Source organism: Flavicella sediminum, from assembly GCF_006381105.1.
Taxonomy (GTDB): Bacteria; Bacteroidota; Bacteroidia; order Flavobacteriales; family Flavobacteriaceae; genus Flavicella; species Flavicella sediminum.
In genome coordinates, this window is sequence record NZ_VDET01000036.1 from 130,593 (window position 1) to 142,552 (window position 11,960).

An 11,960-nucleotide genomic window follows, 5' to 3' on the forward strand; every position below is an offset into this window, starting at 1 on the left:
AATACATATGAAAAAAAACATCTCAGTAATCATTATTCTGTTTACCATAAACTTCGGAATTGCACAAGATTTTAAAATTCTCAACAATAATATAAGTAAAAGACGAAATATTACACATAAAATTAATTCAAATGGATTTATTCTAGGAATCAATCGATTTGGAGGTGGATATATTACAGGCATTACTATTCCAGGACTTGGAAATATAATGGGAGTTCAAGCTCAAAAATATGGTCGAGGAGGACAATCTTCTATTCGTGACATGGGCAGAGGTGGTCAGTACAACCCAACGCAAGCAGGTTTTGGTGACAATGCAGGAACAGAATGTGCCATCACAACTGTATCACCAAGTAAGCTAATAATCCCTAGTAGAGGTTGCGCGCTCTATAATGGAGATGGAAAATTTGATTATACTGAATGGGAAAATATTATTGCTGATCATCCGAACATTAGCGATGCTGGTAATACCGATCAAGATGGTATTGAAGAATCAAATTTATCTGTTACTATAAACGGACAAGTATTTACGAAGCAAGAAGCAGAGGTTCACAGTGATTTTGATTTTTATGGAGAATATGAAGATTATACTCCGATTACAGGTGTTTCTATTCCTGCCATTCGACATTATTATGAGTATCGGTTTGTAAGATCTTCTACAGAACCTAAGTCAGCTATGAAACAATTTAACGAATCTAGCCTAAAAGCTGTTGGTAAATGGGATGACGATAAATTCCCCTCAGATATATCTGCAGAAAACCCTATCGGAGTACATCCAGGAGGAATTGATCATTTAAATACGGTTCAAATGTCTTGGAGTATTAGGAATGATGTTGAAATTTGGGATCCCGAATTCCGATATAAAGTATCACAAAATGGTGTCTGGGAGATAGAAACACGTACTAATAAAGCATCGTTAAATTATATTGAAAACTATAAACTTAGATTTATTATAGCCGATAATGCCAATGAAAATCAAGGCCATGCCTTAGGTTTCTATTTACCTCCAACGCACATGAATAAATTTAATATCGTAGGTGTAAAAGAAAGTACTAATTCAGAGGTTTATGAAGATAACAGAACTATTGATAATTTTTATTTAGATATTAGGTATCGTAATTCAACATCTACAATGTCTTGGATTGGTTTTAGAAGTCGGTTTAATGGACTTATAGATAGATCTCATCTAACGGGAGACTATGAAGGTGTTTATGAGAAAGTAAGACAAGAAACAATATTACTAACAGGAACCCCAGCAGAAATCAAAGCAGCTTTTGTCGAACTAGATCAATATTATGCCGATTTATTATCTGCAAATACTATAGAATCAGAAGCTGTTTTTAAATTATATCCAAATCCTACCAACGATAAAATAAATATCTTTTTAAAAAACAATCCAACTGAAATACAAATTTTCAATCTAAATGGGCAACAAGTATATGCTTCAAATAAAGCTGTGAAAGAAATTTCAATACCCATATCAGAAATTGGAGAAAAAGGAATTTACCTTATAAAAGCGAATGAGATTATAAGAAAATTAGTCATTAATTAGAATCTAAAAGCTTTATCTATCATATTTCTAGAAATAAAGTACAGTGCAGGACAGTTCGTTCTTTAAAAAAAATTAATTTTAAAATTCAAAACTAAATTATTACAAGTATGTTTAAACTAAAAAATTCAGTCGCAATTATTTTTGCGGCTCTTTGTTTTTCAGGTTGCTCTCAAGCTAAAAAAGATAATGCTCCATGGAAAATTCTAATCAAAGGAAACACAACTGATGGTTGGAATATTAAAGGCGGAAATGCTACGTACAAGGTAGAAGATGGAGTGGTTACAGGAACTACTGTGAAAAATACACCAAACACATTTTTAACAACAAATGAGCACTATGGAGATTTTATCTTGGAGCTAGATTATAAAGTAGACCCTTCTATGAATTCTGGAATTCAAATTAGAAGTAATAGTTTACCCCATTATCAAAACGGACGTGTACATGGATATCAAGTAGAAATTGACCCATCAAAACGTGCTTGGAGTGCAGGTATTTATGATGAAGGAAGAAGAAGATGGTTAAACCCATTAGGTGATAATCCAGAAGCGCAAAAAGCATTTCAGCAAAACGAATGGAATCATTACAGAATTGAAGCCATTGGTGACACTATAAAAACTTGGATAAACAATGTTCCCGCTTCTCATTTAATAGATGACAAAACGGCTTCAGGCTTTATCGGATTACAGGTTCACGGAATTCATGGCAAACAAAAAGAAGGAACTACAATTTCTTGGAAAAACATTAAAATTCTTACCGAAGATTTAAACAAGTATTCTAAAAAATCACCAATAAAACCAATTATCACAAAAAACAATTTAACCATTCACGAAAAGAAAACAAAATGGAAAATGTTATGGGATGGTAAAACAACTAATGGTTGGCGAGGAGCTAAATTAGATGCCTTCCCTAGTAAAGGTTGGGAAATAAAAAATGGCGAACTTACAGTACTTTCATCCGGAGGAGCAGAATCTGCTGCGGGAGGTGATATTGTAACAGAAGAATTGTATGGTGATTTTGAGCTATCTATAGATTTTAAAATAACCTCTGGAGCCAATAGCGGAATTAAATATTATGTAGATACCAATATTAATAAAGGACCTGGTTCTTCCATAGGTTTAGAATATCAAATATTAGACGATGCGTTGCATCCTGATGCTAAACTTGGTAGTCATGAAGGAAGCAGAACCGCTTGTTCTTTGTACGACTTAATTGAGGCGGATACTAAAAAACCAATGAATAAAATTGGTGAATGGAATACTGCTTATATCATATCTAAAAACAACCATGTTGAACATTGGTTAAATGGTTCGAAAGTTTTAGAATACAATCGTGGTAGTAAAGCCTTCTTAAAATTAGTATCTGAAAGCAAATATGCTAAATGGCCAAATTTTGGAGTATTAGAAAAAGGTCAAATTTTATTACAAGATCATGGTGACCATGTATCGTTTAAAAATATTAAAATTAAATCCCTATAAAACTTATGACATCAAGAAGAGATTTTTTAAAAAAAACAACATTAGTAGGTGCAGGTCTAACAGTTGGGAGTTCTGCCATGGCTATGTCTGCCAAAAGTTATAACAACATTCTTGGATCAAATGACCGACTCAATGTTGCAATTGCTGGATTAGGTAGAAGAGTAGCTGCCTTTAAACAGCCAATTGCCGCCAAAGAAAGCAATGTAAAACTATTGTATTTATGCGATGTAATGGAAAGCCAACGCTTAAATGGTTTAAAGGCATTTAGACAACATATTGACTACAATCCAAAATTAGAAAATGACGTTCGGAGAGTTTTTGATGACAAACATGTAGATGTATTCATAAATGCAACTCCAGATCACTGGCATGCTCCAGGATCTATCATGGCTATGAAAGCTGGAAAACACGTATATGTAGAAAAACCATGTAGTCACAATATGCATGAAAATGAACAACTTGTAAAAGCATCTAAGCATTTTAATAAAATTGTGCAAATGGGAAATCAGCAACGTTCTGCGGGTCATACTATTGAAATAATTAATAAAATTCATAACGGAATTATTGGTACTCCTTACAAAGCAGTTGCTTTTTATAGCAATGGGCGTGGTCAGGTACCGCTTCAAAAAAGCGCAGCAATCCCTAATGGATTAGATTGGGATTTATGGCAAGGCCCAGCTCCTAGAAGAAATTATACTTCTGAGACATGGAATTACAACTGGCATTGGTATGGATGGGAATACGGAACTGCAGAGGCTGGAAATAATGGTACTCATGAATTGGATGTTGCCAGATGGGCACTTCAAGTAGATTTCCCTGATCAGGTTTCTGTCGATGCAGAAAAAAATCACTTTCGAGAAGATGGTTGGGAAATGTACGATGCTATGGAAGCTACTTTTAAGTTCAAAAACAACAAAGTAATCAAGTGGGATGGCCAATCGAGAAATAGCTATAACACCTACGGTGGTGGCCGTGGTACTATTATTTATGGTACAGAAGGATCTGTATTTATTGACAGGAGCAAATACCGATTGTACAACAGAGCAGGAAAATTAATAAAGGAATATGATTCAAATTCTAACGAAGCAGGTACATCTTTAGGAGGTGGTGGTAGTACATCAACAAAACATGTTCAAAATCTTTTTCATACCATTAGAGGGAAAGCAAATTTAAACGCTCCAATTGATGACGCTAGTAAAAGTATGGCTATGGTTCATTATGCCAATATTGCCTACAGAATAAATAAAGGTTTTGATATCGACAACAAATCAGGTTTGATATACAATAAAGAAGCCATGGCATTGTGGAGTAGAACCTATGAACCAGGCTGGGAACCTAATTTTTAATGTTTTACATTAAGAAATTGAACTACGAATTGCAATAAAAAAGAGTCCTGAGTTTTTAAACTCAGGACTCTTTTTTATTGCAATATTTAGGAGGCTATAGTTGCTCCTTATACCTTGAAAACAAATCTACAAATGGCACTTCTCTTGCTTCATTTTGAGGTTTGTAATCCTTATTAATTGCTGGCCAATAACGCTTGTCTATATTTTCTGTTAACCAAAGCATTAACTTAGCAAATAAAGCCTCCTTAAGTTCTGGTCTTTTCGTAACAAGGTTGTTTTTCTCAAAAGGATCTTTTTCAATATTGTATAAATAAAGCCTACCATACCAATCAAAAATAAGTTTGTAATCTCCATCTCTAATAGCCGAATGAGGAGTAAGTGCCATAGGTTCATAGGGACTATTATAAATTACATTGAAAGGATAATGCCAATAATGCGTTGATTTTTTGTAGGTCTTCTTTTTATTCTCTACATCCGATAAGAGCGCGATTAAACTTTCACCATCTAATTTATTATCCCTTACTATTTTCTTTGAATTATAGCCAGCCGCCTCTAAAAGTGAAGGATAAATATCCGTACAATCAACAGCCACATCAATCCACTTACCTTCTTGTACTTTCCCTTTCCATTTAAACACCAATGGCACTCTAATTCCACCTTCTGTTACACAGGCTTTTCCACCTAAAAACGGATCATTATTTGTTCCTTTATTATTAGGCGTAATTTCAGCATCTATTCCTCCATTATCTGACATAAATACCACCAAGGTATTTTCTTCAATTGACAATTCTTTTAACTTGTTTAAAATTTCTCCTACCGATCTATCTAAACTTTTAATCATAGACGCATAGACCGGATCTTTATGTCCATTCCATCCTTTCGTTTTCTTTGCTTCAAAATGATTAATTTCCTCTGCTTTACCTTGATAAGGTGTATGTATGGCAAAATGTGAAAAATATAAGAAAAATGGTTTTTCCTTTATTTTTGCTCTTTCTTCGATAAAATTTAAGGCCTGAACGGTAAGATCATCGGTTAAGTATTTTTGTTTGGTTTCTTTTCCTGAATGTCCTATTTCCAAAGCTTCTGCTGCCACTTTCGGAAACATTTTATTCGTTCTATTATTCCATGCTCCTTTCCAATTAAAATAAGCGGATCCACCTGCATCAAACCAAGCCAATGGTTCAAAACCTTGATCTTTGGGTTGATATCCTTTGGCGCCAAAACCACCAACATGCCATTTCCCTATAAATCCTGAATGATAATCTTTCAAAGCTTCCGCGATAGAAAGTTCGTCTTTTCCTCCATCAATTGCACTACCCGTTGGAATAGCAGAATTCGAAATTCCGTTTAAAAGTGCCTGTTCTATTTTTATAGGATCTTTATGCTCAAATACATCATGCACATAATAGCTTTTTGGAACAGGTTTTTTTTGATTGTAATAAGTAGCTCTTGGCGGCATTGCCGTTGTAAAACCAACTCTTCCTGCATATTTACCTGTTAATATACTAGCACGTGTTGGAGAACATAATTGATTGGCATAAGCTTGTGAAAACGAAGTTCCTTCACTTACCAATCGATCTATATTTGGCGTTTCATAAAACATTTCTGAAGGATGTATACCGGTAAACTTATTGGCATATGCCTGACTGTCCATGATTCCATAATCATCGGCTAGAATAAATATTATATTAGGCCTATCTACCTTAGCTTCTTCCTTATTTTTATTTATTTTTTTGGACTGACACCCTAATACAAATAGTCCGAAAAGACTGTAAATACACAATTTTAAATACGACATAGTTTTATTTTTTCTTCAATTTTATTCAGTACTTCACTGTTTATTTTTTCTGTTTAACCTCGTAGCGAATTTCTTCCCAACTTGTTATTCCAATCATTTTCAGATAGGGATCATAAACTTCACTTTCCTTTTCAGTTCCAAATGCTTGGTAAACTTTCCAAACAGGTTTGATACCTCCAGGATGCTCTTTATCATCTGGAAATCGTCTTAACCCAATTCGCAAACCTCCTTCTTTACGATTGTCTTGCCAGTTGTGGTATTGAAAACCATCAATGCCATCTAAAAATTTTAATTTTTTCATGGCATAGGCCATTCCTGCTGCTTGTTCGTTTAAATCTTTTTCACTATACGTAGGAGAATTTGTCCCATTTTCAGACAAGTACACCAATCGCTTGACTTTTCCTTTAAAAAGAACTTCTGGTTGTTTTACCCAAGCGTCTAAAACTTCTAAATTTTTAAAGGTTATCAGTTTGGAATTAAAATCAAAACTTACTTTAGTATCTAGCCATGTTTTAGGTTCTCGTAATGATTCTGGATAAGGATGATGTGCAATAGCCCATTCAAAATCACCTTCCCTTTTTGAATATTGAAGCAATTGTTCTAATAAGGTTTTAGACAAATAGAACTTTGGATTTGATGTCCAATTCCAATAATGCGTCAATGAAATAAAAACTTTTGAATTCGAATTGTATTTCCTAGCAATATTATGAGTCATACGCATAGATTTATGATAAATATCCATAAATACCAAGTCTGTTTTTTCACCTGCATTGGTCCATACCCAACCTGCATCCACTTCATTATGAATGATCCAATGATGTATACGTCCGTATTTTTTATCCGGTCGGCTATACCTATTTGCTAAAAAATCAAGAGCCGCGGCGTAATACTGCGCCCCTTCTGCCGTTGTTAAATTTGGCATGGTAAAAATCCCAGAAGGATCACAGTCAGGATGCTCAAGAATACGCCCTATTTTTTTATCCACAGATTTCGATGCTTTATCCACCAATAAAATCGCAGATACCTCAATATTTCTTTTCGCTGTGCTTAAAAAGGTTTTATCCTGACGAGCAATTTCTTTTTTATCTACATAATAAGTCGCACCCATATACTCAAAAGGCATGTTGTTTGGAGAAGGCTCGGCTCGAAGAAATCTATTGATCATTACATTCACTGTCACGCTTGTAATTCCTAAGCTATCTAAATCTGTGTAGGGAGCTTTTCGATTGATGCTATAACCACCCAATCCTTTTTTAGTGGAAGGCTTTATAAACGCATGCTTGTATTTAGGTACTATAGAATCGGTATACCTGGCATGTGAAATTATTTTATACGTGGAAGCCACTTTTTCAACAAGCATCCATTTTGAAAGCAGTCGATCTTGCTGGTATCCATCTCTACTCGAAAAACGCTTCAAATCAACCGTAAAATTTTTATTTTTACACTTTATTGGTTCTAAAAATTGAAACTTTTTAAGTTCAGTTGCATTTTCATAAACCCCAATCTCTGCGAGGTATATTTTTTTCCCATTATGAACTTCTCCTGAAATATGCACCTTATCCTTTGTCACCAAAACATTTGAAATTTTGCTAGAAAAGTCTTCCTTCAAATAAGAATTTAAATGTTTTTCAAAAACCAATTCTTGTTGTTTCTTTTGTTCCTTATTGGCTTCTATTTCCAACTCTCTTGAGCTCATTTTTCTAAGTTCAAGATTCTTTATTTGAATATTCAATGCTGCAGCCGAACCAAAATCCAACCGTAAAAAATCACCAGCTTTTCCCCAGTCACCAACATATTCACTCAAATCTATTCTAAATAAAACCCACCCTTCTGTACTACCAATATCTGAAACCATTACATTGCGAACCTGCTCTCCCAAAGGATAAAAATAAACTCCAATATGATCTAAACCGGTTGGGCAGAAATATTCAAATGACAGCTGATTATTTTCTTTTATCAATTTTTTAGATAAAGGTTTTAAAAACAAATAAGGATCGGCACCCAACGTTTTAATATCATATACATTGTCTTCTAAGGCCCGTAATTCAAGTTGATGCATTCCTTTTTCTGAAATGTTCAAACTAGTAGTGGAAGATTGTGCAAATAATGCAAAGGGCACAAACAGAAAAAATAAAAGATATTTAGTCATAAGAATCGTGATGTATTTATAGCTTATAAAATTACGTAGACTAATTTTAAAAACCATCCTGCCGAACAGGGTCATTCTACAGAAGGGGCATGATTGTTATTTTAAGCAAAAGAAATAATTTAGCAATCCACTTTTTCACCTAAAAACCATTAGAATAGGAACAAGTAAACTTTTTCTTGTGAACAGAATAAGGAAGTGATCCATCTAACGAATCTTCCTCTAAAAAAAAAAAAAATTCATTAAATCGAAAAAAACCTTACATCATGAATAAAAATTACTTCCTACTTCTTTTTTTAACAGTTCAATATGCGCTTTTTTCGCAAGACAAACCCAATATAATTGTCATTTTTGCAGATGACCTAGGCTATGCAGATATTGGAATTAATGGAGAAGAAAAGGATCTAAAAACTCCAAATATTGATTTATTAGCGAAAAATGGTGTGCGCATGACAGCCGGTTATGTAACCGCGCCCCAATGTATTCCCTCAAGAGCAGGCTTGCTATCGGGCAGGTACCAACAACGTTTTGGTCTAGATCATAATGGTACTGTACCCTTGCCTTTAAATGAAGTTTTAATTTCACAACGAATGCAAAAAGCGGGTTATGTTACAGGCATGACAGGTAAATGGCATTTAGAACCTAACCATGAACAAAAAGAATGGATTAGAGAATTCATGCCAAATGTAGTGGCAGAAAAAGTAAAACCAGCAGATATAAAGTTCCTTAAAAAAGTACCTTATATGAGCTCTAACAGAGGGTTTGACAAAACTTTTCAAGGCTATATTCAAAATTACTGGGTAAATTACACCTTAGAAGGGGAAGAAAACTTAGAAGCGCACTGGATCAAACAACAAGGATACCGATTGGATATTCAAACAGATGCCACCGTTCAGTTTATAAAAAATAATAGTAAAAAACCCTTTTTCTTTTACACCTCTTATTTTGCGCCGCATGTTCCGCTTGAGGCTACAAAAAAATATTTAGATAGATTTCCAGGAAAAATGACGCAACGTAGACGTTACTGCTTGGCGATGATGGCTGCTATAGATGATGGAGTTGGTAAAATCAAAAAAACACTTCGCGACAAAGGAATTGAAGACAATACCCTTGTATTTTTTATTAGTGACAATGGAGCTCCCCTAAAACTTAACATGGAAGACAAGCCTATTTCCTTTAAAGGAGGTGCTTGGGATGGCTCCAAAAACACACCTTGGGTGGGTGAAAAAGGAATGATCTCTGAAGGTGGTATTAGAGTTCCCTATATTATGAATTGGCCAGCGGGACTTCCAAAAGGTTTGGTCTATAACAGACCGGTAAGTACTTTGGATGTTGCTGCAACTTGTAATGCTTTGGCAGGCCTACCTAATGCTAAAAATTTAGATGGTACAAATTTGATACCTTATTTAAATAAAGAGAAAAAAGGAGATCCGCATAAAGCTCTCTACTGGAGATTTTGGGGGCAAGCGGCGATTCGAATGGGAGATTATAAGTATTATTCTTCTGGAGGCAAAGAATATTTATTTGACATGAACTCAATAGAACATGAAAACAAAAATATCATCGATGCACATCCTCGAAAAGCAAAAAAATTAAAGAAAAAATTAAAAAAATGGGGAACAAAACTTAAAACTCCAGGCATACCTACCACCGACTTTAATAGTCAAGACAAAGTATTTAGAGATTATTATTTCGGAGCAATTAAATAAAACTAATAGTAAAACTACAAGAATTTGAAAACAATAATAAAATTATTTTGCCTTTTCATTGTATCATTGGGAAGCGCACAAGAGATAGATAAATCATTATATGCTTTTGATTTTAAAATGGAACATATGCCTATTCCCGAACGGACAAAATTATTTTCCGATTTGGGCTATAGCGGAATAACACTTAGGGTGCAATCTGATAAGCAAAGAAAGAATCTAAAAGACTATTTGAATACGAATGAGTTTGTGAGTGGAAAATTGGACATACCTGTTGTTTTTTTTGGTTTTAATTTTTCAAACAATATTGAAAGTCAAAATAAAATGTGGCGAAAAACTCTAGCTGCTTTACCAGATAAAACATCATTATGGGTTATAATTAATGGGGATGCAACAAAAGAAAACACGTTGACTCTTTTAAAAGACATGGCTAAAGAGGGGCAGAAACTAGGTAAGGATATAGTTATTTATCCACATGATAATTGTTTTATTGAATCAGCAGAAGATGCGATTCCTTATATTGAAGAATTAAACGAACCAAACTTATACCTAACATTTCACTTGTGTCATGAGTTAAGAGCGGGGAATGGAAATCGGCTTTTAGAGGTTGGTATAAAAGCAGCTCCGTATTTAAAATTTGCTTCTATTTCAGGATCCAATACCACAATGCTTGAAAATGACAAAGGAAATTGGTCAGATGCTATACAGCCTTTAGACAAAGGTGATTATGATATTAAAAGATTCGTTACTGTTCTGCAAAAAATAAATTTTAAAGGAAAAACTTTTTTACACACTTTTGGTGTTGAAGACGAACCTCAAGATCATCTATCACGCTCTATAGCTAAATGGCAAACTATGGTTGCTGACTCAAACCAAACCTTAAATAAAAATATTTCACATATTTTAGACAATCCAGAAAGCGCTTTTTGGGACCCTATTTCAAAAACTTGGTTTATTTCAAATTTAGGTGGAGAAAAAGTTACTCTTGAAAAAGATGCTTATGGTTGGATTACTCGTTTGGATGAAAATGGTAAAGTAATTTCTAATAGATGGATTGATGGATTAGATGCCCCCACAGGAATGGCTTCTTACCAAAACTTACTCTATGTTGCAGATAGAGGATTTTTATTAGAAATAAATATATCAAAAGGAAAAATCATTCGAAAAATTGCGATAGAAAACAGTGAATTCCTAAATGATGTTGCCGCTGATAAAGATGGAAATATCTATGTTTCCGACACCTTTACAAATACCATCTATACACTTCCCAAAAACAAGTCAATTGAAGTATTCGTGAAAAACGGAAAATTAGAATACCCAAATGGCTTATGGGTTGACGGCCGCAACTTAATTATTGCTACGTGGGGACCGATGACTAACCGCGCTACTTTTGAAACGAGTAGAAAAGGAACGTTGATGAAAATTAATCTTAAGTCAAAGAAAATTAAACCTGTTGGAAAAGGTTTACCAATAGCCAATTTCGACGGAATTGTCAAATACGGAAACTATTATTATGCTACAGATTGGACAGGAGGACGACTTTTAAAAATCAATAAAAAAGGAAAAGTCAAACAAATACTTTCTGGCTTTTCTCAATTTGCTGATGTAGGCATAGATACCAATAAAGGCATACTTATGATTCCTGAAATGAGTAAAAATCGTTTTATAAAGGTCAACTTAAAATAATTTTTCAAAAAAACAAAAGGCACAAAACACCTAAAAACAAACGCTTAATCAAAAATAAAACTTGTGAAATCCTTTTTTAAAGCCTCTATATCGTGGTTCTACAGGATACAATAGAAAGTTACTTACGCTACTTTTGATGTATTATTTTAATTAACATACCAATGATGATAAACGATACAACAACTTTCAATTATGTAGATTACTTATGGGATGAAGAAAAAGCTTCTTCCTTAGGTGATAACCAAGTAGAATTA

At 34.1% G+C, this 11,960-nt stretch carries 7 protein-coding genes; 5 read left to right on the forward strand and 2 right to left on the reverse strand.

The window, feature by feature from the left end:
* Positions 1–7: 7 nt before the first annotated feature.
* The 3 genes from FGM02_RS16990 to FGM02_RS17000 all read left to right on the forward strand — a co-directional run bounded on the left by FGM02_RS16990 (position 8) and on the right by FGM02_RS17000 (position 4,370).
* Positions 8–1,549, forward strand: coding sequence for a T9SS type A sorting domain-containing protein (locus tag FGM02_RS16990; RefSeq protein ID WP_139959695.1), 1,542 nt, complete (start codon positions 8–10; stop codon positions 1,547–1,549).
* Between the two features lie 107 nt (positions 1,550–1,656).
* Positions 1,657–3,024 carry a 3-keto-disaccharide hydrolase gene (locus tag FGM02_RS16995; protein WP_139959696.1) on the forward strand — a complete coding sequence of 456 codons (1,368 nt, stop codon included), beginning with the start codon at positions 1,657–1,659 and terminating at the stop codon, positions 3,022–3,024.
* Positions 3,025–3,029: 5 nt separating this feature from the next.
* The gene (locus tag FGM02_RS17000; protein ID WP_139959697.1) at positions 3,030–4,370 is read left to right on the forward strand and encodes a Gfo/Idh/MocA family oxidoreductase; all 1,341 of its coding nucleotides are present in this window, start codon (positions 3,030–3,032) and stop codon (positions 4,368–4,370) included.
* A gap of 94 nt (positions 4,371–4,464) precedes the next feature.
* On the opposite strand, the gene FGM02_RS17005 is transcribed toward FGM02_RS17000, so the two are convergent.
* Complete coding sequence (locus FGM02_RS17005; protein WP_139959698.1) at positions 4,465–6,168, reverse strand: sulfatase; 1,704 nt, start codon at positions 6,166–6,168, stop codon at positions 4,465–4,467.
* Positions 6,169–6,208: 40 nt separating this feature from the next.
* Entirely contained in the window at positions 6,209–8,317 is a 2,109-nt protein-coding gene (locus tag FGM02_RS17010; protein ID WP_139959699.1) for a DUF5722 domain-containing protein, read from the reverse strand.
* Between the two features lie 263 nt (positions 8,318–8,580).
* On the opposite strand from FGM02_RS17010, the gene FGM02_RS17015 reads away from it, so the two are divergent.
* The gene (locus FGM02_RS17015; protein WP_139959700.1) at positions 8,581–10,023 is read left to right on the forward strand and encodes a sulfatase family protein; all 1,443 of its coding nucleotides are present in this window, start codon (positions 8,581–8,583) and stop codon (positions 10,021–10,023) included.
* A 24-nt stretch (positions 10,024–10,047) separates the two neighbouring features.
* The gene (locus FGM02_RS17020; protein ID WP_139959701.1) at positions 10,048–11,706 is read left to right on the forward strand and encodes a TIM barrel protein; all 1,659 of its coding nucleotides are present in this window, start codon (positions 10,048–10,050) and stop codon (positions 11,704–11,706) included.
* Positions 11,707–11,960: the final 254 nt, after the last annotated feature.